The sequence below is a fragment of the Undibacterium sp. WLHG33 genome (assembly GCF_049544815.1).
Classification (GTDB): Bacteria; Pseudomonadota; Gammaproteobacteria; order Burkholderiales; family Burkholderiaceae_D; genus Undibacterium.
In genome coordinates, this window is the sequence record NZ_CP186697.1 from 2,983,227 (window position 1) to 3,006,525 (window position 23,299).

At 50.2% G+C, this 23,299-nt stretch carries 21 protein-coding genes; 20 read left to right on the forward strand and 1 reads right to left on the reverse strand.

From position 1 onward, the window contains the following. Nucleotide 1: 1 nt before the first annotated feature. Nucleotides 2–1,129, forward strand: coding sequence for an ABC transporter permease (locus tag ACOTSW_RS13535; RefSeq protein WP_423679591.1), 1,128 nt, complete (start codon nt 2–4; stop codon nt 1,127–1,129). A 275-nt stretch (nt 1,130–1,404) separates the two neighbouring features. Next, entirely contained in the window at nt 1,405–1,749 is a 345-nt protein-coding gene (locus tag ACOTSW_RS13540) for a hypothetical protein (protein WP_423679592.1), read from the forward strand. Between the two features lie 101 nt (nt 1,750–1,850). Here ACOTSW_RS13540 and ACOTSW_RS13545 read toward each other — a convergent pair whose 3' ends face one another. Next, nucleotides 1,851–3,551: a methyl-accepting chemotaxis protein gene (locus tag ACOTSW_RS13545; protein WP_423679593.1), complete on the reverse strand. Its 1,701-nt coding sequence runs from the start codon at nt 3,549–3,551 to the stop codon at nt 1,851–1,853. Between the two features lie 360 nt (nt 3,552–3,911). Here ACOTSW_RS13545 and ACOTSW_RS13550 point away from each other — a divergent pair, with 360 nt between their 5' ends. The 18 genes from ACOTSW_RS13550 (at nt 3,912) to hisB (ending at nt 23,274) form a co-directional block, all read left to right on the forward strand. Further along, nucleotides 3,912–4,616, forward strand: coding sequence for a transposase (locus tag ACOTSW_RS13550; protein ID WP_423679594.1), 705 nt, complete (start codon nt 3,912–3,914; stop codon nt 4,614–4,616). 181 nt (nt 4,617–4,797) lie between these two features. Beyond that, nucleotides 4,798–9,486, forward strand: a complete 4,689-nt coding sequence (locus tag ACOTSW_RS13555) for a glutamate synthase-related protein (protein WP_423679595.1) — start codon at nt 4,798–4,800, stop codon at nt 9,484–9,486. Between the two features lie 90 nt (nt 9,487–9,576). Beyond that, complete coding sequence (locus ACOTSW_RS13560; RefSeq protein ID WP_423679596.1) at nt 9,577–11,040, forward strand: glutamate synthase subunit beta; 1,464 nt, start codon at nt 9,577–9,579, stop codon at nt 11,038–11,040. Nucleotides 11,041–11,326: 286 nt separating this feature from the next. After that, nucleotides 11,327–12,130: an ABC transporter ATP-binding protein gene (locus tag ACOTSW_RS13565; protein WP_423679597.1), complete on the forward strand. Its 804-nt coding sequence runs from the start codon at nt 11,327–11,329 to the stop codon at nt 12,128–12,130. Next, nucleotides 12,127–12,897, forward strand: coding sequence for a lipid asymmetry maintenance ABC transporter permease subunit MlaE (mlaE, locus tag ACOTSW_RS13570; protein WP_423679598.1), 771 nt, complete (start codon nt 12,127–12,129; stop codon nt 12,895–12,897). The genes ACOTSW_RS13565 and mlaE overlap by 4 nt, the downstream gene beginning before the upstream one ends. Nucleotides 12,898–13,030: 133 nt before the next feature. Next, nucleotides 13,031–13,507, forward strand: a complete 477-nt coding sequence (mlaD, locus tag ACOTSW_RS13575) for an outer membrane lipid asymmetry maintenance protein MlaD (RefSeq protein WP_423679599.1) — start codon at nt 13,031–13,033, stop codon at nt 13,505–13,507. Further along, a complete protein-coding gene (locus ACOTSW_RS13580; RefSeq protein WP_423679600.1) occupies nt 13,504–14,274 on the forward strand; it encodes an MlaA family lipoprotein in 771 nt (256 codons plus the stop codon). Before mlaD ends, ACOTSW_RS13580 begins: the two co-directional genes overlap by 4 nt. Nucleotides 14,275–14,382: 108 nt before the next feature. After that, nucleotides 14,383–15,033: an MlaC/ttg2D family ABC transporter substrate-binding protein gene (locus ACOTSW_RS13585; RefSeq protein ID WP_423679601.1), complete on the forward strand. Its 651-nt coding sequence runs from the start codon at nt 14,383–14,385 to the stop codon at nt 15,031–15,033. 19 nt (nt 15,034–15,052) lie between these two features. Next, a complete protein-coding gene (locus ACOTSW_RS13590; protein ID WP_423679602.1) occupies nt 15,053–15,328 on the forward strand; it encodes an STAS domain-containing protein in 276 nt (91 codons plus the stop codon). Between the two features lie 149 nt (nt 15,329–15,477). Beyond that, a complete protein-coding gene (locus tag ACOTSW_RS13595; protein WP_423679603.1) occupies nt 15,478–16,398 on the forward strand; it encodes an ABC transporter ATP-binding protein in 921 nt (306 codons plus the stop codon). A gap of 5 nt (nt 16,399–16,403) precedes the next feature. Further along, entirely contained in the window at nt 16,404–17,159 is a 756-nt protein-coding gene (locus tag ACOTSW_RS13600) for an ABC transporter permease (RefSeq protein ID WP_423682330.1), read from the forward strand. A gap of 55 nt (nt 17,160–17,214) precedes the next feature. Continuing rightward, on the forward strand, nt 17,215–17,451 hold the full coding sequence (locus ACOTSW_RS13605) for a BolA family protein (protein ID WP_423679604.1): 237 nt from the start codon (nt 17,215–17,217) through the stop codon (nt 17,449–17,451). After that, on the forward strand, nt 17,451–18,701 hold the full coding sequence (gene murA / locus ACOTSW_RS13610) for a UDP-N-acetylglucosamine 1-carboxyvinyltransferase (RefSeq protein WP_423679605.1): 1,251 nt from the start codon (nt 17,451–17,453) through the stop codon (nt 18,699–18,701). Before ACOTSW_RS13605 ends, murA begins: the two co-directional genes overlap by 1 nt. Next, on the forward strand, nt 18,701–19,354 hold the full coding sequence (hisG, locus tag ACOTSW_RS13615; RefSeq protein ID WP_186884506.1) for an ATP phosphoribosyltransferase: 654 nt from the start codon (nt 18,701–18,703) through the stop codon (nt 19,352–19,354). Before murA ends, hisG begins: the two co-directional genes overlap by 1 nt. A gap of 15 nt (nt 19,355–19,369) precedes the next feature. Next, nucleotides 19,370–20,692: a histidinol dehydrogenase gene (gene hisD / locus ACOTSW_RS13620; protein WP_423679606.1), complete on the forward strand. Its 1,323-nt coding sequence runs from the start codon at nt 19,370–19,372 to the stop codon at nt 20,690–20,692. A gap of 21 nt (nt 20,693–20,713) precedes the next feature. Beyond that, nucleotides 20,714–21,478, forward strand: a complete 765-nt coding sequence (locus tag ACOTSW_RS13625; protein ID WP_423679607.1) for a DNA-methyltransferase — start codon at nt 20,714–20,716, stop codon at nt 21,476–21,478. Between the two features lie 102 nt (nt 21,479–21,580). Further along, on the forward strand, nt 21,581–22,660 hold the full coding sequence (hisC, locus tag ACOTSW_RS13630) for a histidinol-phosphate transaminase (RefSeq protein ID WP_423682332.1): 1,080 nt from the start codon (nt 21,581–21,583) through the stop codon (nt 22,658–22,660). 2 nt (nt 22,661–22,662) lie between these two features. Continuing rightward, nucleotides 22,663–23,274: an imidazoleglycerol-phosphate dehydratase HisB gene (gene hisB, locus ACOTSW_RS13635; RefSeq protein ID WP_423679608.1), complete on the forward strand. Its 612-nt coding sequence runs from the start codon at nt 22,663–22,665 to the stop codon at nt 23,272–23,274. Nucleotides 23,275–23,299: the final 25 nt, after the last annotated feature.

Here is a 23,299-nt window from a genome sequence, read left to right on the forward strand (position 1 = left end):
TATGCAACGTCATCTGGCAAATATTTATCGTCTGGGCGTCAAAGAATTATGGAGCCTCTGGCGGGATCCCATGATGCTGCTGCTGATCATTTACACATTCACTGCAGCGATTTATGTGGCAGGGACGGCGATGCCGGAAACGCTGAACCGTGCACCGATAGCAATTGTGGATGAGGATGATTCTGCGTTGTCTGTGCGTATCACGTCTGCATTGTATCCGCCGCAATTTACCAGGCCTGTACGCATCAGTCAGGCACAGGTTGACCCCGGACTGGATGCCGGGCTATATACGTTTGTTCTGGTTATCCCCCCTAATTTCCAGCGCGACGTGCTTGCCGGAAAGACGCCTCAACTACAGTTGAATATCGATGCGACACGTATGAGTCAGGCGTTTTCCGGCAACGGTGCGGTACAGCAGATAGTGATGAGCGAGGTCAATGAGTTTGTACAGCGTTATCGCCAGACAAGCGTACAGCCCGTGGAACTTGCTTTGCGTTCGCGTTTTAATCCGGCGCTCAATCCATCCTGGTTTGGCTCGTTGATGGAACTGGTGAACAACATTACGATGCTCTCAATTATTCTGACGGGTGCGGCGTTAATCCGTGAACGCGAGCATGGAACGGTAGAACATTTGTTGGTGATGCCCGTGACACCGACAGAAATCATGCTGGCAAAAATCTGGTCGATGGCGCTGGTGGTACTTGTCGCTGTACTGATTTCAATGACTGTCATTATTCAAGGAGTACTGCATGTACCGATTGATGGTTCAGTTGCATTATTTTTAATCGGCGTCACTTTGCATCTGTTTGCGACAACATCGATGGGTATTTTTATGGCAACTCTGGCTCGGAGTATGCCGCAATTCGGCCTGTTGATGATGCTGACGATGATTCCGCTGGAAATGCTGTCCGGCGGGATGACGCCGCGCGAGAGCATGTCCATTATCGTTCAATGGCTGATGTCTCTGGTACCTACAACGCATTTTACGGAACTGAGTCAGGCCATTTTGTATCGCGGTGCAGGAATCGGCGTTGTATGGCGGCCTTTTCTCGCGCTATCAGTCATTGGCTCAGTGTTATTCATGTTTTCACTGGCACGTTTTCGTAAGACTCTGGGGCAGATGGCTTAGTACGATGATTGAATTTCTAATAAGATAAAAATAACGGAACAGAAGAAACCAGACTGAGGGGTGAGTTTGATATTTTAAAATTCAAAAAGAATAAGAAGATTCATATTCTTTAATAAAAAAATAAATTTTTTTATTAATTCAGCGAAAAAAATTCAGTTTTTTTTATTTTCGTAACATAACGTGTCAACCGAAGTGACTTTGGACTCGTTTTGGGACTCATAGAATCTTTGCACGTAGTGTTTACGCAGCGGAGATTCCCCAACAGGAGTCTGAAAATGATTTACGAAATTTTGGTTCGCCCTTCTGACAACAAGAAGATGACATCCGATAACCTGATCTGGATAGAAACGGATATGCCTTCCCGTTCCTTTGAAAAATGGATGCGTGATCGTGCATTGTTAGATGGCAGTGGGCATGCGCCTATCGTTCGCTGGAGTATTGTTCAGACTCAGCGTCCGGCGCATTTCAACTTGGCGACCCAGGCAAAAGCACTGAAAAGCCGTATTTCAGAGTTAATGAGCGGCGTGACAGAAGTGACAGCGGTTCCGGATGCAACTAAAGCATTAAGTGCTTTCCGTCTGAAAGCGAAAACACCAGAATTAGCTGGCGCGTTCCACTAAGCAGTCAAGAAATAAAAAAAGCACGATAGGCAAGAATGTCCATCGTGCTTTTTGTGTTTTAGCATTGCGACGTTGAATCACTCCGCGCAAATGCAATTACATCAGAATTCTTCCCAGTCCTGATTCGAGGTCGATGCCGTCGTAATTTGTTTGCGAGGTGCAGGTGCCGTTTTGACCGGACGCACTGCTGCAGCGGCCGGTTTCACTGTGCGAGCCGGTGTTTTAACCAGTGTGCTGGCCGTTTGCAATTGAGCCGCAATTTTGAACTGGGCGACGACCTGCGTCAGATTATCGGATTGTTCACGCATACTTTCCGCAGCAGCAGCCGCTTCCTCAACCAACGCGGCATTCTGTTGGGTCATCTCATCCATCTGATTGATCGCCATATTCACTTGCTCAATACCTGCACTCTGCTCCTGACTGGCTGAACTGATTTCAGACATGATGTCAGCGACGCGCTGTACACTCGTGACGATTTCCTGCATCGTACTACCGGCGTTATCCACCAGGCGACTACCGTGTTCCACCTTACTGACAGAGTCATCAATCAACTGCTTGATTTCTTTTGCCGCTGAAGCACTGCGCTGCGCCAGATTACGTACTTCCGATGCAACCACCGCAAATCCACGGCCTTGCTCACCTGCGCGTGCTGCCTCAACTGCCGCATTCAGCGCCAGAATATTGGTCTGAAAGGCAATGCCATCAATCACTGCGATAATATCGACAATCTTATTGGAGCTTTCTTTGATTGAACCCATCGTCTCAACGACCTGATCAACGACCTCACCTCCTTTGATCGCCACGCCGGTTGCAGTCACCACCAGCTGATTTGCCTGGCGTGCGTTATCGGCATTTTGTTTTACGGTCGAGGTCAGCTCTTCCATGGACGACGCTGTTTCTTCGAGTGAACTGGCCTGCGATTCCGTCCTTGATGATAAATCAGCATTACCAGAAGCGATTTCCGCCGCAGCGACATTGATTGCATCGGTACCATTACGTACATCGGCAATTACCCGACTGAGACCGCTGCTGACGCCGTTAATGGCAGTGACAAGGGTACCGATCTCATCGTTGCGATGAATATCGACGACTTCGGTCAGATCTCCCATCGCCATTTTCTGAGCGACATCCGTGGCCTGAATCAATGGTTTGGTAATGGAACGAGTCAGCAGCCAGCCAGTGATGACGGCCAGTGTGGCGGTAAGCAGGATCAGGATAATCAGAAAAGTCCGGCTGCGCTCGTATTTGGTCTGGATGTCTGCCGCCATTGCATCTATCTGGCTACGTTGCAGTGTCTGCATTTCTTCTACTTTTTTCATGTACTCGCGTGCAGTCGGAACGAACGTTGTTTCAAGTAATTGATTCGCCTCTTCGGTATTCCCCTCTTTTTTCAGTGCGACGATTTTGGTACGTGTGGCTATAAACGTATCACGCAGCTTCTCAACTTCTTTTATGAGCTTTATTTCTTGTTCGCTTTGAAATTTTTGTACGATGCGTTTAAATAAATCAGCCGACACCTTGGTTGATTCTGTCTGCTCAGCTTCAAAAAAAGTCGCTAAAGAGGAGTCACTGCTCTTTGCAATTGCGGCCGTCCTGCGGATCGCTGTGTGTATGTAGCGATACCAGTCGCTGATCAGGCGCTCGGTTGCCAGCGGCTCTTCTAACAGGGTTTTGGTTGATGTCGCAACTGCATTGAGTTGCGTTAAGCCAACCAACGTAGCGAAAACAGAGAAAACGAGGATCAGGGCAAAACCCAGGCCTAATCGTTTTCCGACAGAGAGCTGTTTGAGTAGTGAGGTCATGTGTTTTCCATTTCTCTAATGCATGAGACATGCATTGATTGAGGATTATTGTAATTTCAATATATTTGAAATCTGATATGAGACAAGTCACAACATGAATCATCCGGCGTCACACGAGATCAACCCATGTGGGGCGCTGATCAGAGCCGGTTATCATTCAAATTGCAGACGTAATTTAAATGTTATCCGTCTGCAGGTAAATACGCCGATCTTTGTTTTGCCACAATTTTGATTAAGATAGAAGAAGAGTTGCCCTCATTTGTACGTAAAGTTTCTGCTGATTGCTGAAGCTGAAACCACCTATCAGATTAAAGTGACCTTGCTTTACAATGACTTTTTTATGAACACCGGTAACTTTTTATGGCAAGGCTACCCCGCTTAGTGGTTCCTCAGGCTTTACATCATGTGATACAGCGAAGTCATGAAGGGATACTCTTGTTCAGGGATAATGAAGACCATACCGTCTTTCTGAACTGGCTTGCTCAGGCGGCAAAGCAGTTTCAGGTGGCTATCCACGCGTATATTCTGATGCCAGATCATTTTCATTTGTTGCTGACTCCCTCCGATGAGCAGGGGCTGAGTAAATTCATGCAATGGATCGGGCGTTATTACGTACCTTATTTCAACCGGAAATATCAGCGATCCGGCAGTTTATGGCAGGGTCGGTACAAGGCTACCGTATTGGAAGCAGAAAAATATTTCCTGCAATGCAGTTTGTATGTGGAGGGGAGTCCTCTGCGTAGTGGGCTGGTCTCCGATGCGAGTGAGTATCCGTGGTCAAGTTATCAGCACCACATTGGACAGAGGGTAGATCCTCTGGTCTCTGATCATCCTATTTTCTGGGCGCTTGGTAATACGCCATTTCAACGCGAAGCCAACTATAAGGAGATGATGAGCCAGTCATTTTCTGCCTCCGAGATGGCGCAGTTAGGCGATGCTGTGCAAAAAGGATGGTTGCTCGGTTCTGCCGCATTCCAGGCGGATATCAGTAAATTGACCGACAGGCGGGTCGTTCCGGCGAAGCGTGGACGGCCCAGAAAGTTACCAAAAAATCTGTCAGTATGAGTCGTGGATAATAACAAATAAGAGTCCAATTATTAACTTAAATTACTCTGACCCTATTTAAATACAACTAAGTTTAATTTTTATTTTAATTGTCTCTGACCCTATTTATTTAGATTGAACTTTCTTTTGCGCTGCACTATTCTGCTGATCAGACTTTAAATTTTTCCATCTGGAGATCGCTATGCATGCCCAAGGTTTATACGACCCGTCTAACGAACATGATGCCTGTGGCGTCGGTTTTATCGCTCATATCAAAGGCAAGAAAAACCACGCAATTGTCGAACAGGGTTTGCTGATTCTGAAAAACCTTGATCATCGTGGTGCTGTTGGTGCGGATCCTTTGATGGGGGATGGTGCCGGTATCCTGATTCAGATTCCGGATCAGTATTATCGCGAAGAAATGGCGATGCAGAATATACAGTTGCCGCCACCGGGTGAGTACGGCGTCGGTATGATCTTTTTGCCGAAAGAACATGCTTCCCGTCTGGCCTGTGAGCAGGAAATCGAGCGCGCTGTCAGAGCAGAAGGTCAGGTCGTTCTGGGATGGCGTGATGTTCCGGTTGATCGGGAGATGCCGATGTCGCCGACTGTGCGCGATAAAGAACCTGTCATTCGCCAGATTTTCATTGGCCGTGGTGCGGACATCATGGTCACAGACGCGCTGGAGCGTAAACTGTATGTGATCCGTAAGTCTGCGGTACATGCGATCGAAGCTTTGCATCTGCTGCATGGCAAAGAATATTTTGTACCATCGATGTCGGCGCGTACGATAGTGTACAAAGGTCTGTTGCTGGCAGATCAGGTTGGTGTCTACTACAAAGACTTGCAGGATGAGCGCTGTGTTTCTGCGCTGGCTCTGGTGCATCAGCGTTTCTCCACTAATACTTTCCCTGAATGGCCACTGGCTCACCCATACCGCATGATTGCGCATAACGGCGAGATCAATACCGTTAAAGGCAATTTCAACTGGATGCGAGCACGCGAAGGGGTGATGAAATCTGCAGTACTGGGCGATGATTTGCAAAAGCTCTATCCTTTGATTTTTGAAGGTCAATCCGATACTGCAAGCTTTGATAACGCGCTTGAGCTGCTGGTGATGGCTGGTTATCCGATCGCTCAGGCGATGATGATGATGATTCCTGAGGCATGGGAAAATCATACGTTGATGGACGACAATCGTCGGGCGTTCTACGAATACCACGCTGCAATGATGGAACCATGGGACGGTCCGGCTGCAATGGCGTTTACCGATGGCCGTCAGATCGGTGGCACCCTGGATCGTAACGGCTTACGTCCTGCCCGCTATATCGTGACTGACGATGATCTGGTGGTGATGGCGTCGGAATCCGGCGTATTGCCTATTCCTGAATCGAAAATCATTCAGAAGTGGCGTTTGCAGCCTGGAAAAATGTTCCTGATTGATCTGGAAGCGGGCCGCATCATCGATGACAAGGAAATTAAAGACACCTACGCTAACGCGAAACCCTACAAGCAGTGGATCCAATCTGTACGTATCAAACTCAGCAGCCTGAATGCCGAACTCGAAGTTGCGCCCGAAGCCGCAACGCTGCTGGATCGTCAGCAAGCTTTTGGTTATACGCAGGAAGATATCAAATTCCTCATGGCACCGATGGCGACCAATGGTGAAGAAGCGATCGGTTCTATGGGTAACGATTCGTCGCTTGCCGTGATGTCGAACAAGCTCAAGCCACTGTACAACTACTTTAAACAGTTGTTCGCTCAGGTAACGAATCCACCTATCGATCCTATCCGTGAAGCGATGGTGATGTCGCTGGTGTCGTTTATCGGTCCTAAACCTAACTTGCTTGATACCAATAACATCAACCCACCGATGCGTTTAGAGGTTTCTCAGCCGGTATTGGATTTCGCCGACATCGCGAAATTACGTAACATCAGTGCAAACACAGGCGGCAAGTTCAAATCCTATGAGCTCGATATCTGCTATCCGGTTGCCTGGGGTAAGGATGGTATTGAAGCGCGTCTTGCTTCCATCTGCGCGGAAGTGGTGGATGCGGTGAAATCCGGACATAACATCATGATCATTACCGACCGCAAGATGGATGCGAATAATGTCGCCATTCCAGCTTTGCTGGCGACCTCGACCGTGCATCAGCACCTGGTCAGCAAAGGCTTGCGCACCACCACCGGCCTGGTGGTGGAAACCGGTTCGGCGCGTGAAACGCATCACTTTGCATTGCTTGCCGGATATGGTGCAGAGGCGGTGCATCCGTATCTGGCGATGCAGACACTGGCTGAAATGGCGAAAGATTTATCTGGCGATCTGTCAGCAGAAAAAGCGATTTACAACTACACCAAGGCGATTGGCAAGGGCTTGATGAAAGTCATGTCCAAAATGGGTATTTCCACCTATATGTCTTACTGTGGCGCGCAAATTTTTGAAGCAATTGGCCTGAATAAATCTCTGGTGGATAAATACTTCAAAGGCACGGCCTCTAATGTGGAAGGTATCGGCGTTTTCGAAGTAGCGGAAGAAGCGCTGCGCTTACATAAACTGGCGTTTGGCAAAGATCCGGTATTGGCCAACGCGCTTGATGCCGGTGGTGAATATGCATACCGTGTCCGCGGTGAAGACCACATGTGGACGCCGGATGCGATTGCAAAACTGCAGCACTCGACCCGTGCGAATAACTACAATTCGTACAAAGAATACGCGCAGATCATCAACGATCAGTCGAAACGTCATATGACCTTGCGCGGTCTGTTTGAATTCAAAATTGATCCGTCTAAAGCGATTTCTTTAGAGCAGGTGGAGCCGGCGAAAGAGATCGTTAAACGTTTTGCGACTGGCGCGATGTCTCTCGGTTCCATCAGTACCGAGGCGCATGCAACGCTGGCGGTGGCGATGAACCGCATTGGCGGTAAATCAAATACTGGTGAGGGCGGTGAAGATCCAGCGCGTTATCAGCAAGAGCTCAAAGGAATTCCTATCAAGCAGGGCGCGACACTGGCTTCCGTGATTGGTAAAGAGCAGATCGAAGTTGACATTCCGCTGATTGAAGGTGATTCGCTGCGCTCAAAAATTAAACAAGTTGCATCCGGTCGTTTTGGCGTGACAGCCGAATACCTGACATCGGCAGATCAGATTCAGATCAAGATGGCACAAGGTGCCAAGCCGGGTGAGGGCGGACAACTGCCGGGCCATAAGGTCTCTGAATACATCGCAAAATTGCGTTTTTCAGTACCGGGTGTCGGTCTGATTTCTCCGCCGCCGCATCACGATATCTACTCGATCGAAGATCTGGCGCAGCTGATTCATGACTTGAAAAACGTTAATCCGCATGCATCGATTTCAGTCAAGCTGGTATCTGAAGTCGGTGTTGGTACGATTGCAGCCGGTGTGTCGAAAGCGAAGGCCGATCATCTGGTGATCGCTGGTCATGACGGCGGGACCGGTGCCTCACCGTTGTCGTCGATCAAACATGCAGGTACGCCGTGGGAACTTGGCTTGTCCGAGACTCAGCAGACACTGGTACTCAACGGCTTGCGCGGACGTGTCCGCGTACAGGCAGACGGCCAGATGAAAACAGGGCGTGACGTTGCTATTGCTGCGATGCTCGGTGCGGATGAAATCGGATTTGCGACCGCACCGCTGGTCGTTGAAGGTTGCATCATGATGCGTAAGTGCCACCTCAATACCTGCCCGGTCGGTGTGGCAACGCAAGATCCGGTATTGCGAGCGAAGTTCTCAGGTAAGCCTGAATATGTCGTCAATTACTTCTTCTTTGTCGCTGAAGAATTACGTCAGATCATGGCGCAACTGGGTGTTCGTACTTACGACGAGCTGATCGGGCGGGTTGATCTGCTGGATAAATCTAAAGCGATTGCACACTGGAAAGCGAAAGGTCTGGATTTCAGCCGTATCTTCCATCAGCCTGAACTGGCAGATGGCGAGGCAGTCCGCCATGTGGACGTGCAGGATCATGGTCTCGAAAAAGCGCTTGATAACAAACTGATCGCGCAGGCAAAACATGCGCTGGAAACCGGTGAAAAAGTCTCCTTCATTTCACCGGTAAAGAATCTGAATCGTACGGTCGGTGCAATGTTGTCCGGTGAAGTGGCTAAGAAATATGGTCATGCCGGCTTGCCTGATGACACTATTCACATTCAGTTACAGGGAACGGCCGGACAATCTGCCGGTGCATTCCTTGCGCATGGTGTGACACTGGATCTGGTCGGTGAAGGTAACGACTATGTCGGTAAAGGCTTATCCGGCGGCCGTATCATTATTCGTCCGAATACTGAGTTCCGTGGCTGGGCTGTTGATAACATCATTTGCGGTAATACCGTGTTGTACGGCGCGATTTCCGGTGAAGCATTTATCAACGGTGTCGCCGGTGAACGTTTCGCAGTGCGTAATTCAGGCGCGGTTACAGTGGTAGAAGGAACCGGCGATCACGGCTGCGAATACATGACTGGCGGTACGGTTGTAGTCTTGGGCAATACCGGACGTAACTTTGCAGCCGGTATGTCCGGTGGTATTGCTTACGTGTATGACCCCGAAGGGACATTTGAGAGTAAATGCAATATGGCCATGGTGACCCTGGAACCTGTTCTGGCAGGCGATGTTCAGGCGGCGTCGATGAATAAGTCGGTCTGGCACAGCATGTTGCGTGGCGGTGAGCGGGATACCGATGAGGCGATTCTGCGTCAGCTGATTGAGCGTCATTTCAAGCACACCGGCAGTACCCGTGCCCGCAATTTACTGGATAACTGGGCAAGCAGCCGCGCTAAGTTCGTCAAAGTATTCCCGACCGAGTACAAACGCGCGCTGGCTGAAATGTATGCTGCCGGAAGTACCGAAAATGCAAAAGACAAAGTCGTTGCATAGTTGAGATGAGGCATCCCTTGCCGGGATGCCTGCTCCTGTGTAATTCACGATAGATAGGGCAACAGCCCGTAACGATATTGAGGTTAAAAAATGGGTAAAGTCACCGGCTTCATGGAATATCAGCGCTTGCAGGAAGCAAGCGAAGCGCCACAATCACGTAAGAAACATTACAAAGAATTTTTAGTTCACCTCGGTGATTCACAAGCCCAGACTCAGGCGGCACGCTGCATGGACTGTGGTATTCCGTTTTGTAATAACGGCTGCCCCGTGAATAACATCATCCCTGACTGGAATGATCTGGTGTATCGGGGAAATTACCAGCAAGCGCTGGAAACTCTGCATTCAACCAATAACTTCCCGGAATTCACCGGTCGCATCTGCCCTGCACCGTGCGAGGCAGCATGTACGCTGGGTATCAACAATGACGCGGTGGGCATTAAATCCATTGAGCATTTCATCATTGATAAGGGATGGGAGAATAACTGGGTAGTTCCGCAGATTTCCAGTGTCAAAACCGGTAAAAAAATTGCGATTGTCGGCTCAGGCCCTGCCGGGCTTGCGGCCGCTCAGCAACTCGCGCGTGTCGGACACGACGTGACCGTGTTTGAAAAAAATGACCGTGTCGGTGGATTGCTGCGCTATGGCATTCCTGACTTCAAAATGGAAAAATCCCATATTGATCGTCGTGTCGAACAAATGAAGGCGGAGGGTGTTACTTTCCGTACCGGCGTTTTCGTTGGCAAAGATTTTCCTGCTTCAGTAACCAACTGGTCAAAAGAAACAATTTCGCCGGAACAACTGCAAAAAGATTTTGACGCCATCATTATCGCTGGAGGAGCAGAAACTCCGCGTGACCTGCCTGTACCGGGACGTGAACTCAAAGGTGTGCATTTTGCAATGGATTTTTTGCCATTACAAAACAAAGTCAATGCCGGTGATAAAGTCAAAGATCAGATTCTGGCGACAGGTAAGCATGTGGTGGTCATCGGTGGTGGCGATACTGGTTCGGATTGTGTCGGGACCTCGAATCGTCATGGTGCTAAATCTGTGACGCAATTTGAATTAATGCCACAACCACCTGAGCAGGAAAACAAACCCTTGGTGTGGCCTTACTGGCCAACCAAGTTGCGCACCTCTTCTTCGCATGAAGAAGGTTGCGAACGTGATTGGGCGGTGGCAACCAAGCGTCTTGAAGGTAAGGGCGGTAAAGTTGAAAAACTGATCGCCTGCCGCGTCGAATGGAAAGACGGCAAAATGCAGGAAGTGGCTGATTCCGAGTTTGAAATGAAAGCCGATCTGGTGTTGCTGGCAATGGGCTTCGTTTCACCAGTGCAGCAGGTGCTGGATGCATTTGGCGTTGATAAAGATGCACGCGGCAACGCCAAGGCGACGACAGAAGGTGAAGCCTGCTACAAAACCAATGTACCGAAAGTGTATGCTGCGGGCGATATGCGTCGTGGACAGTCACTGGTCGTGTGGGCGATCCGTGAAGGACGTCAATGTGCACGCGAGGTTGATGCATTCCTGATGGGTGAGTCCGTACTTCCGCGCTGATAAAATCGACTGATTTCTCTGAAGAACAGGGAAATCAGTCAGTTTTTTTGAAGAATCCGGTCAAATTTTTAAAATTAATGACTTTGAGTTCATTAATTTTTAGTTCAAATTATTTGTCATTTTGAATTAATAGTTGCCTCAGAATTGAGTTTCGGAATTTAATTCTGAAATCTTTCATATCATCAAATAATGATCAGTTTATTGATTTTTTAATCATACTCGTCGATACAACTTCATTTCCAGTTCTGCATTACAATCTAGCCTTTGCAAAACTCTATCCCTCGTCGTGTCAAATCTCGTTGAAATTCGCGATATCCATTTCGGATATGGAGAGCGGACAATTTTGTCCGGGCTTCATATGAACTTCCCGCGCGGTAAAGTGATTGCCGTCATGGGTGGTTCAGGTTCGGGTAAAACTACTATCCTCAGGCTGATAGGAGGACAAATTCGCCCGCAGCATGGCAGCGTCAGTATTGATGGTCAGCATGTGCAGGACCTTGCCACTCGTGATTTATATGCGATACGTCGCAAAATGGGCATGTTATTTCAGCATGGTGCGTTGTTCACTGATCTGAGTGTCTTTGATAATGTCGCGTTTCCTATGCGTGAGCACACAGATCTGAGTGAAGCGATGATACGCGATCTGGTGATGCTTAAACTCGAGGCTGTCGGCTTGAGAAATGCTGCATACCTGATGCCGGCCCAGATTTCCGGTGGTATGGCGCGCCGGGTTGCACTTGCCCGCGCCGTTGCTCTGGACCCGCAATTGATGATGTACGACGAACCGTTTGCTGGTCTGGATCCGATTTCTATGGGTGTGGCAGCGAATCTGATCCGGAACTTGAATGATGCTTTGGGGTCTACGTCGATACTGGTTTCACATGACGTTCATGAATCGTTTGCGATAGCAGATTACATTTACTTCCTGTCGCAAGGAAAAATTGTCGCGGAAGGTACGCCTGAACAGATGATGGCATCGGAAGATCCTTATGTCAGACAGTTCGTTAACGCGCAAGCTGATGGTCCTGTACCTTTCCATTATCCGGGCAAAGCCTTGCTGGATGACCTGGGATTGAAAGGAAGAGCATGATCGTCGATTTTGTCGGAAAGTGGACGCGCAGTATTGCCAGTGATCTGGGTTATGCGACACGGAGTTTTACTGCTATCTTATTCAGTGCTGCCGGTTTGTGGCGGCGGCCGCGCCTGATTACTGACCAGATCCATTTCATCGGTAATTACTCTCTGGTGATTATTGCTGTCTCCGGTCTGTTTGTCGGGTTTGTACTTGGTTATCAGGGGTATTACACCCTGAATCGCTTTGGTTCAGGTGAGACCCTCGGCTTGCTGGTGACAATTTCTCTGGTGCGCGAGCTCGGGCCGGTGGTTACTGCACTGTTATTTGCCGGGCGTGCCGGTACTTCCTTAACTGCTGAAATTGGTCTGATGAAGGCCGGTGAGCAATTGGCGGCGATGGAAATGATGGCGGTCAATCCTGTGCAGCGCGTATTAGCCCCCCGCTTTATTGCCGGCCTGATTTCCTTGCCGATTCTGACGGCTATTTTCAACGCCATGGGTGTGATCGGTGGTTATATCGTTGGTGTTCAACTGATCGGTGTGGATAACGGTGCGTTCTGGTCGCAGATGCAGGCGGGTGTGGAAATCGGCCAGGATATTGGCAATGGCGTGTTGAAAAGCATCGTTTTTGGTTTTGCTGTCACGTTTGTGGCCTTGTTTCAGGGGTATGAAGCTCAGCCAACACCGGAAGGCGTGTCCAGAGCAACGACCCGTACTGTCGTGATCTCTTCCTTGCTGGTGTTGTGGCTGGATTTTCTGATGACAGCCTGGATGTTTCAGTAAGCGTAGCTTTAAGCATACTCCCTAGGGTATGAAAATCTGTAAGGCTAAGGTCTTTTTAAATAAACGGTAAATTAAGAATAAATGCAGATACTCCCCCGTTTTCGCGGGAGTGTGGAATAAGTAAGGATCGATGATGCAAAAAAAATCTCTGGATTTCTGGGTTGGACTGTTTGTTTTACTGGGTGCGGCCGCTTTACTGTTTCTGGCTTTAAAAGCGGGCAATATGAGTTCTCTGTCTCTGGAGAAAACATACGAAGTGGTCACGCGTTTTGACAATATCGGCGGATTAAAACCACGCGCTGCGGTAAAAAGCGCAGGTGTCGTCGTCGGGCGTGTTTCTGAAATCAGGTTTGACGATAAAACCTTTCAGGCAACGGTGATTCTGCAGCTGGAAACTCGTTATAAATTCCCGAAAGATACGTCTGCCAAGATACTGACAGCAGGATTATTGGGTGAGCAATATGTCGGATTGGAAGCTGGAGGCGATACAGCCAATCTGGTCTCTGGTGACAGGATAAAAATGACGCAGTCGGCAGTTGTTCTGGAAAATCTGATCAGTCAGTTTCTTTTCAGTAAAGCTGCAGACAGCAGTGCGGAAGAAAAAAAATGAAAAATACATCTAAGCAGTTATATGCGCACTTTTGCGCCGCGATGGTACTCGGTCTGACGCTGTTGCTGACCGGTTGCAGCACGGTATCAGTCGACAAAATCAAAGATAAAGCAGATCAGACGCTGGATGTGATCAGTACAAAAACCAATATCGGTAAAAACCCGCGCGATCCTCTGGAAGGCTTTAACCGCGCGATGTTTTCATTTAATGATACGCTTGATCAGGCAGTGTTAAAGCCAGTTGCTCAGGTTTATCGTGATGTCACTCCATCATTTGTGCAGACTGGTATCGGTAACTTTTTCAGTAATATCGGCGATGTCTGGAACGCAGTGAATAACCTCCTGCAGGGGAATGTTGCTGAAGGTAGTTCAGATGTGATGCGTTTTGCGTTTAACTCAACCTTTGGTCTCGCTGGTTTAATCGATATTGCTTCTCCGGCAGGATTGCCTAAGCACAGAGAGGATTTTGGTCAGACCCTGGGCCGCTGGGGCGTACGTTCCGGGCCATATCTGGTTCTGCCGATTTTTGGATCATCGACCGTACGCGACGCGTTGGCAACGCCTGTCGATATGAAGGGTAATCTGTGGTCGTATAAGGACCCTGTTTATGTCCGTAATACCGGAACTGCCGTGCGTCTGGTTGATGCCCGCGCATCGGTGCTCGATGCCGGTTCGCTGATCGAAGAGGCCGCGCTGGATAAATACGTGTTTATCCGCGACGCCTATTTGCAGCGCCGTGCCAGCCAGATCGCTCCTGAAGAGGATTAATCCGGCAGGGATTTGTAAAAAAATATAACAACAGTCAACCCGTCAACACACCGATGAGTTAACTGGCGACATAGACGTCGCCATCAGATGGATATGAAGGATAAAGAAATGAAAACAATCATGACCCGATTTTTATTGACGATGTTTGCCACGCTGGCATTTGCTAGCAGTGGTTTTGCCGCTGCCGCTGCGCAGGAGGCGCCTGATCAGCTGGTGAAACGTATCAGCCTTGAAATTATCGACCTCGCTAAAGCTGATAAAGAAATTCAGGCCGGTAACCAAAAGCGTGTGTATGATCTGGTGGACAGCAAAATTTTGCCTTATATCGATTTTCAGCGCATGACTTCGCTGGCAGCCGGTAAAAGCTGGCGCGATGCGACGCCGGACCAGCAAAAGCAACTGATTAATGAATTCCGTACCTTGCTGGTATTTACATATTCCGGCGCGATCTCTCAGATTAAAGATCAGCGGGTTGAGTTCAAGCCTATGCGTGCAGCTCCGGAAGATACCGAGGTCGAAGTCCGTTCGCAGATTATTCAGTCACGTGGCGAGCCTATTCAGCTGAATTATCGTCTTGAAAAATTGCCAGCAGGCTGGAAAATCTATGACATCAACGTACTGGGTGCGTGGCTGGTCGAAACCTATAAAGGCAGTTTTTCTGCGGAAATCAGCAAGTCCGGCATTGACGGTCTGATCAAGACCTTGTCTGATAAAAACAAAAAACTCGCGTCCGCACCGATCAAAGCTGCCTCTAAATAAGTCTGGCAAAGGATTTATTGTGTACAAACTTGCAGGCGAACTCTCTCAGAAAAATGCCCGTACAGCGCTGGCAGAAGGCAGTGCGGCCATAGCCCAGGGGCAGTCTGACTTCGATTTGTCCGGTCTGGAACGCATAGATTCGGCTGCTGTTGCCGTGATGATTGAATGGCAACGGCAGGCGCTGGTAAAGAAACAGACACTGCAATTTCATGCGTTGCCTGACAGTCTGATCAGTCTGATCAGACTTTATGGTCTGAATGACCAGTTTATTACCCCATCCTCCGGGCGACATTGACGCTCACCCCGGGAATGCGTCGGTTTCCTGCACGCAGTTTCAGCCCGCGCGCTGAAAATCCCCTATAATCAAGGGTTCGCCCAGCGGGTGAACCCTTAGATTTTTTCCGTATCCGATTTTTCTTAAGCACGTAAGTGCAAGCATGCCAGATGGCCGCCATACAAATCAGTAATATTCAAAAACGCTACCAGTCTTTGCAAGCTCTGGGCGGCGTATCGCTTTCGATAGAAGAAGGCGAATTTTTCGGCCTGCTCGGGCCCAATGGTGCGGGTAAAACGACATTGATTTCTATCATCGCTGGTCTGAACCGCGCCGATGCCGGGAATGTCACGGTGCAAGGACATGACGTTGTCAGTGATTACCGGAATGCGCGCAGAAATCTGGGTGTCGTACCGCAAGAATTAGTCTTTGATCCATTTTTTACTGTACGCGAAACCTTGCGTATGCAGTCCGGTTATTTCGGCCTCAGAAACAACGACAAATGGATAGACGAGGTCATGGAAAATCTCGATCTGACCAATAAGGCCGATACGAATATGCGCGCTTTGTCGGGGGGGATGAAGCGCCGCGTGCTGGTCGCGCAGGCGCTTGTTCACAAGCCGCCAGTGATTGTGCTTGATGAGCCGACCGCAGGCGTTGACGTAGAACTGCGTCAGACTTTGTGGCAATTTATTTCCCGCCTGAACCGTGAAGGTCACACCATTGTGCTGACCACACATTATCTCGAAGAAGCGCAGGCTCTCTGTAATCGTATTGCAATGCTGAAACTGGGGAAGGTTGTTGCCCTCGACAGCACTGCCGCGCTGATTAAACGTATCTCAGGATCGCAACTGCGGGTAACACTGGCCGCATCCGGTAATACGACTTTACCCGTAACGTTACGCGACAAAATTATCAGCCATGAAACCCTGGCCGATCCGCGTCAGTTTGCTTTGCGTGTTACAGACTACGGTCAGGTTGAAGGAATTTTAGGTGAGCTCCGTACGGGTGGATGTGTGATTGAGGATATGCAATTGTTGCAAGCCGACCTGGAAGATGTCTTCCTGCAAATCATGGAGGGCAAGCAATGAGTAATATGACCGGTTTTAATACCTTGTTCTACAAAGAAGTGCTGCGCTTCTGGAAGGTCGCTACGCAGACGGTCACAGCACCGATCATGACCGCGTTATTGTATTTGCTGATTTTTGGTCATGTACTCGATGCCCATGTGCAGGTCTATCCGGGTGTGCGTTATACCGCGTTTCTCGTACCGGGACTGGTGATGATGAGTGTGTTGCAGAATGCTTTTGCGAATTCCTCTTCGTCGCTGATACAGTCGAAAATTACCGGTAATCTGGTGTTCGTTTTATTGCCGCCTTTGTCGCACTGGGAATTATTCGGTGGCTACGTGCTGGCGGCGATATTGCGCGGTATCACCGTTGGTGCCGGCGTGTTCATTGTGACTGTCTGGTTCACCGATCTGCATTTTGAGGCACCGTTGTGGATTGCTCTGTTTGCTTTACTGGGCGCAGCGATGCTGGGGACGATGGGATTGATCGCCGGAATCTGGGCGGAGAAATTCGATCAGCTTGCCGCATTTCAGAATTTTTTAATCATGCCGGCGACGTTTTTATCCGGCGTGTTTTATTCGATACATTCCCTGCCGCCGTTCTGGCAAACCGTATCGCACTTCAATCCCTTCTTTTACATGATAGACGGGTTCCGGTTTGGTTTCTTTGGTAAATCAGACGTGGCACCGTTGTATAGTTTAGCGATTGTTTCTGTTTTCTTTGTGTTGCTGTCAACGATTGCCGTGCAGATGCTGAAGCGTGGTTATAAATTACGTGATTGATGTATCGCTACTCTCCTGCCGTCATTACTAATTGAGTTTGAAAGAGATATACACCGTGTTTCCTACCCCTGAGCAAATTAAAAACTACATTGCTGCCGGTCTTGAGTGCAGCCATCTGGAAGTTGAAGGTGATGGCCAGCACTTTAACGCCGTCATCGTTTCTTCTGCCTTTGCCGGCAAACGTCCGATACAGCGTCACCAGATCGTCTATGCGGTTCTGGGCGACCGTATGCGCGAAGAAATTCACGCTTTGTCGATGAAAACACTGACACCTGAAGAGTACCAGGCATAATGGATAAATTACTGATTACCGGCGGCCATCGCCTGAACGGAGACATCGTCATCTCCGGTGCAAAAAATGCCGCGTTACCTATTTTGTGCGCAGGTTTGCTGAGTGCTGATGATGTCGTGCTGAGCAATGTTCCATCGCTGCAGGATGTCAATACCATGCTGAAGTTGCTGCGTCAGATGGGTTTGCGCGTCACGCAGGAAAATGGCGTCACCACGCTCAATGGGCAGGGTATCGATAAGTTTGAAGCACCTTATGACATGGTGAAAACGATGCGGGCCTCGATTCTGGTGCTTGGACCTTTGCTGGCACGTTTTGGTGAAGCGAAAGTCTCGTTGCCGGGCGGTTGTGCGATTGGTTCGCGCCCGGTGGATCAGCATATCAAAGGCTTGCGTACGATGGGTGCCGAGATCACGATCGAGGCGGGCTATATCCATGCCAAAGCCAAGCGCCTCAAAGGTGCGCGTATCGTGACCGATATGATTACCGTCACCGGTACTGAAAATCTGTTGATGGCCGCGACGCTGGCGGAAGGCGAGACCGTGCTGGAAAACGCCGCGCGTGAACCGGAAGTGACCGATCTGGCGAATCTTCTGGTGGCAATGGGAGCAAAGATCGAAGGCATAGGCACTGATAGACTGGTGATACAGGGCTGTGCCAGCCTGCATGGCGCGGAACATACCGTGATCGCAGATCGTATTGAGACGGCGACTTTCCTGTGTGCAGTGGCGGCAACCGGTGGCGATATCACCTTGAAAAATACCCGCAGCGATATTCTGGATGTGGCACTCGATAAGTTGCGTGAAGCTGGCGTCGTTCTGACGACCGGCCCGGACTGGATACGTGCACAGATGAGCAGCCGTCCTAAAGCGGTCAGCTTCCGTACTACCGAATATCCGGGTTTCCCTACCGATATGCAGGCGCAATTTATGGCGCTTGATTGTGTCGCATCCGGCAGCAGCCGTGTCACAGAAACGATATTTGAAAATCGTTTCATGCATGTGCAGGAAATGAATCGTCTGGGCGCAAAAATTGAAATCGATGGACATACAGCGATCATCAATGGCGTCGATAAACTGATCGGTGCACCGGTCATGGCAACCGATTTACGCGCTTCGGCCTCACTGGTGATTGCCGGCATGGCGGCGGAAGGCGAAACACTGATAGACCGGATTTATCACCTCGATCGTGGTTACGACCGCATGGAAGTGAAATTGTCAGCGGTCGGCGCACAAATACAAAGGCTCAAGTAATGACTGCACAACTCACTCTGGCTTTATCCAAAGGGCGGATTTTTGAAGAAACTCTGCCGCTGCTGGAAGCGGCCGGCATTCGCGTGACCGAAGATCCGGAAAAATCCCGTAAGCTGATTCTGGCAACGAATGATCCGGGTGTGCGCGTGATCATTGTCCGCGCTTCCGATGTGCCGACGTATGTGCAGTATGGTGCCGCTGATTTCGGCGTTGCCGGTAAAGACGTGTTGCACGAACATGGTGGCGAAGGTTTGTATCAGCCTATCGATCTGAACATCGCGAAATGCCGCATGTCGGTGGCTGTCTCGGCCGGATTTGATTATCAGAGCGCTGTACATCAGGGCGCTCGTCTGCGCGTGGCAACCAAGTACACTGAAACTGCACGCGAGCATTTTGCCAGCAAAGGTGTGCACGTCGATCTGATCAAGCTGTATGGTTCTATGGAACTCGCGCCGCTGGTTGGTTTGTCGGATGCGATTGTCGATCTGGTCAGCACCGGCAGCACTCTGCGCGCGAATAACCTGGTTGAAGTCGAACACATCATGGATATTTCTTCGCGTCTGGTGGTGAATCAGGCAGCATTGAAATTGAAGCGTGAACGTTTGCAACCGATACTTGAAGCTTTCGAGCGCGCCACCAGTTTAAAAGCATAATTAAAGAGAATGAGCATGGCATCCCCCGCATCCCTGATTACCCGGCTGGACTCCACCGAGGCTGATTTTTCCGCAAAGCTTTCTGCCTTGCTGGCTTTTGAAGCGAGTGAAGACGAAGCGATAGATCGTGCTGCCGCACAAATTTTAGCCAGCGTGAAAACGCATGGCGACAGTGCCGTCCTGGACGCGACCAATCGTTTTGATCGTCTCGGTGCGGACAGTGTTGCGGCGCTGGAGTTGTCGCAACAAGAGATGCAGGATGCGCTGAATTCACTCAGTGCCGAACGTCGCCATGCGCTGGAAACGGCGGCGCAACGGGTGCGTGCGTATCACGAGATACAAAAGAAAGAATGCGGCTCTGAAGGCTTCAGCTATACCGAAGCCGATGGAACTGTGCTCGGTCAGAAGGTCACGCCACTCGATCGCGTCGGCATTTACGTGCCGGGCGGTAAGGCGGCTTATCCTTCATCGGTATTGATGAATGCGATTCCGGCCAAGGTCGCCGGTGTGCAGGAAATCATTATGGTGGTGCCAACCCCTGATGGCGTGAAAAATCCGCTGGTGCTGGCGGCTGCGGCGATTGCCGGTGTCGACAGAGTATTCACCATCGGCGGCGCGCAGGCAGTCGGTGCGCTGGCGTATGGCACTGCGACGATTCCGCAAGTCGATAAAATTGTCGGGCCGGGTAATGCTTATGTCGCGGCGGCAAAACGCCGTGTGTTCGGCACAGTCGGTATCGACATGATTGCTGGTCCATCTGAAATTCTGGTCTTGTGCGATGGCACGACGAATCCGGACTGGGTTGCGATGGATTTATTTTCTCAGGCAGAACATGACGAGCTTGCGCAGTCGATTTTATTGTGCCCCGATGCCGCGTATATCGAAGCTGTGCAGGCGAGTATCGCCCGCTTGCTGCCGGAGATGCCGCGTCAGGAAGTCATCCGCACTTCGCTGGCGAACCGCGGTGCGCTGATTAAAGTACGTGACATGGACGAAGCCTGTGCGATTGCGAACAGCATCGCTGCCGAACACCTGGAAATCTCGGCTGAACAACCGCAGCAATGGGCAGATAAAATCCGCCACGCCGGTGCGATGTTCCTCGGTCGTTATTCGTCGGAAGCCTTAGGCGACTACTGCGCAGGTCCGAATCATGTGTTGCCGACTTCCCGCACGGCACGGTTTTCATCGCCGCTGGGTGTGTATGATTTCCAGAAGCGTTCTTCCATGATTCATGTCAGTGAGCAAGGTGCGCAGACGCTGGGTAAAGTGGCCGCCGAGCTCGCTTATGGCGAAGGTTTGCAAGCCCATGCGCGTAGTGCCGAATTCCGCCTGAAGTGACTTTCAACATGAATTCCTAGCATGGCAGCCGATTGGCGCAATCAGATATTTTGTGAGGACGCGCTGCAAGGGCTGGCGCGTCTGCCCGATGCCAGCGTTGATCTGTTACTGGCCGACCCGCCGTATGGTCTGGGTAAAGATTACGGCAACGATTCCGACAAAATGGAAGCCGCCGCCTATCTTGACTGGATGACGGAATGGATCGATCTGGCCTTACCCAAGCTCAAGGCGAATGGCAGTCTGTATATTTTTCTGACCTGGCGTTATTCGCCGGAAGTGTTCGTGATGCTGAAGCAGCGCATGAGCATGGTCAATGAAATCATTTGGGACCGCCGTGTGCCATCGATGGGCGGAACGGTACGTAAATATTCTTCTGTGCACGACACCATCGGTTTTTTTGTCAAAGCGCGGGATTATTATTTTGATCTGGATGCGATCCGCATTCCGTATGATGCGGCGACCAAAAAAGCCCGCAGCCGCAAGATTTTTGAAGGCGCTAAATGGCTGGAGCTCGGTTTTAATCCCAAAGATGTGTGGAGCGTTTCGCGCCTGCATCGTGAACATGCCGAGCGTGAAGAGCACCCGACACAAAAGCCCTTAGAAATTATCGAACGCATGATCAAGGCCTCCTGCCCACCCGGCGGCGTTGTCCTTGATCCATTCATGGGCAGCGGCACCACTGCTGTCGCCGCACAACGTTGCGGGCGCGATTTCGTTGGTTTTGAACTGAATCCTGATTATTGCGAGATGATACAAAAACGCCTCGCTCAGGCGCATCCCGTATAACTCTCCGGCGTGCAGTTTTGGGGGAGTATATGAACAAGGTCTCGTACAACCTAATTAAATAGCGGATGTTTTGGTGTTAATCGAACATACTGCCTGGAGTATATAGTGAGTATCACGGATATTATCCGCCCGGAAATCAGTAATTTAGCGGCTTACCACGTGCCCGATGCGGCAGGTTTGCTGAAACTCGATGCGATGGAAAATCCTTATCTGTTGCCAGCGGAAATGCAGCAGGCGCTGGCGCAGCACCTGGCACAGGTGGCGCTGAATCGCTATCCGGTGCCATCGTATTCCAGCCTGAAGCAGTTGATCGCTGACAAGCTCGGCGTGCCCGCTGATCGCGAGATCGTGCTCGGCAATGGTTCCGATGAATTAATTGCCATGATCTCAATGGCATGTGCCAAACCGGGCGCGAAAGTGCTGGCGCCGGTACCCGGATTTGTGATGTATGCGATGTCTGCGAAATTTGCCGGTCTGGAATTCATCGGTGTGCCGCTGCAGGCAGATCTGACGCTCGATACGGCAGCGATGCTGGCGGCCATCCGCACGCATCGCCCGGCGATCACTTATCTTGCGTATCCGAATAATCCTACCGGCACTTTGTATGATGCCGACGATATCGTTGCCATTGCGAACGCCGTTGGTGACACTGGCGTGGTGGTGGTGGATGAAGCGTATCAGCCTTTTGCGCCGTCGAGTTTCATGCCGCATCTGGCGGAATTCGACAATCTGGTGGTCATGCGCACGGTATCAAAATTAGGTCTGGCGGGCATACGTCTTGGCTATATGGCAGGCAATAACGCGCTGATGCATGAATTTGAAAAAGTGCGCCCGCCATACAATATCAATGTACTGACGCAGGCGGCGGCAGAATTTGTGTTGCAGCGGGTCGAAGTGCTGGATGCGCAGGCGGCCGAATTACGCGAGCAGCGTAGCCAATTGGCAATCGCATTAAGTGCCTTGCCCGGCGTGCAGGTTTTCCCCTCCGCTGCAAATTTCCTGCTGATCCGTGTGGCGAATGCTGAACAAGTCTTTGCTAAATTGTTGGATCACAAAATTTTAGTTAAAAATGTAGGTAAAATGCACTCTCTGCTTGAGAACTGTCTGCGTGTCACCGTCAGTACTCCGGAAGAAAATGCACTTTTTATGGCTGCGCTTGCAGCATCTCTGACATCAAAATGAATATGCCAACGCAAAATGAATACCAGCCGCGCATTGCGACGGTATCCCGCAATACCAACGAAACGCAAATCCGCGTCGCGATCAATCTGGATGGCACCGGTCAGCAAAAGCTCAATACCGGCGTGCCGTTTCTGGATCACATGCTCGATCAGATTGCCCGTCACGGATTGATCGATCTGGAGATAGAAGCGGTTGGCGATCTGCACATCGATGCGCACCATACCGTCGAAGATGTCGGTATTACGCTGGGGCAGGCATTTGCGCAGGCGGTCGGCGACAAAAAAGGTATCCGCCGCTATGGTCACGCTTATGTCCCACTGGACGAAGCATTGTCACGCGTGGTCGTGGATTTTTCCGGCCGCCCCGGACTGGAATACCATATTCCTTTCACCCGCGCGATGATAGGTCAGTTCGATGTTGATCTGACGCGTGAATTTTTTCAGGGCTTCGTGAATCACGCACTGGTTACGCTGCATATCGATAATTTGCGTGGCGATAATTCGCATCATCAATGCGAAACCGTGTTCAAGGCGTTTGGCCGTGCGCTGCGTATGGCTATCGAGCTGGATCCGCGTGCCGCCGGTATGATTCCATCGACCAAGGGTTGTCTTTAATCTTATGAGTTGTATCCCGGTCCCG

Bases quoted from the DNA above. Each gene is read 5' to 3' on its own strand.
- ACOTSW_RS13535 (WP_423679591.1), top strand. From the start codon at position 2: ATGCAACGTCATCTGGCAAATATTTATCGTCTGGGCGTCAAAGAATTA.
- ACOTSW_RS13540 (WP_423679592.1), top strand. From the start codon at position 1,405: ATGATTTACGAAATTTTGGTTCGCCCTTCTGACAACAAGAAGATGACA.
- ACOTSW_RS13545 (WP_423679593.1), bottom strand. From the start codon at position 3,551: ATGACCTCACTACTCAAACAGCTCTCTGTCGGAAAACGATTAGGCCTG.
- ACOTSW_RS13550 (WP_423679594.1), top strand. From the start codon at position 3,912: ATGGCAAGGCTACCCCGCTTAGTGGTTCCTCAGGCTTTACATCATGTG.
- ACOTSW_RS13555 (WP_423679595.1), top strand. From the start codon at position 4,798: ATGCATGCCCAAGGTTTATACGACCCGTCTAACGAACATGATGCCTGT.
- ACOTSW_RS13560 (WP_423679596.1), top strand. From the start codon at position 9,577: ATGGGTAAAGTCACCGGCTTCATGGAATATCAGCGCTTGCAGGAAGCA.
- mlaE (WP_423679598.1), top strand. From the start codon at position 12,127: ATGATCGTCGATTTTGTCGGAAAGTGGACGCGCAGTATTGCCAGTGAT.
- mlaD (WP_423679599.1), top strand. From the start codon at position 13,031: ATGCAAAAAAAATCTCTGGATTTCTGGGTTGGACTGTTTGTTTTACTG.
- ACOTSW_RS13580 (WP_423679600.1), top strand. From the start codon at position 13,504: ATGAAAAATACATCTAAGCAGTTATATGCGCACTTTTGCGCCGCGATG.
- ACOTSW_RS13585 (WP_423679601.1), top strand. From the start codon at position 14,383: ATGAAAACAATCATGACCCGATTTTTATTGACGATGTTTGCCACGCTG.
- ACOTSW_RS13595 (WP_423679603.1), top strand. From the start codon at position 15,478: ATGGCCGCCATACAAATCAGTAATATTCAAAAACGCTACCAGTCTTTG.
- ACOTSW_RS13600 (WP_423682330.1), top strand. From the start codon at position 16,404: ATGACCGGTTTTAATACCTTGTTCTACAAAGAAGTGCTGCGCTTCTGG.
- murA (WP_423679605.1), top strand. From the start codon at position 17,451: ATGGATAAATTACTGATTACCGGCGGCCATCGCCTGAACGGAGACATC.
- hisG (WP_186884506.1), top strand. From the start codon at position 18,701: ATGACTGCACAACTCACTCTGGCTTTATCCAAAGGGCGGATTTTTGAA.
- hisD (WP_423679606.1), top strand. From the start codon at position 19,370: ATGGCATCCCCCGCATCCCTGATTACCCGGCTGGACTCCACCGAGGCT.
- ACOTSW_RS13625 (WP_423679607.1), top strand. From the start codon at position 20,714: ATGGCAGCCGATTGGCGCAATCAGATATTTTGTGAGGACGCGCTGCAA.
- hisB (WP_423679608.1), top strand. From the start codon at position 22,663: ATGCCAACGCAAAATGAATACCAGCCGCGCATTGCGACGGTATCCCGC.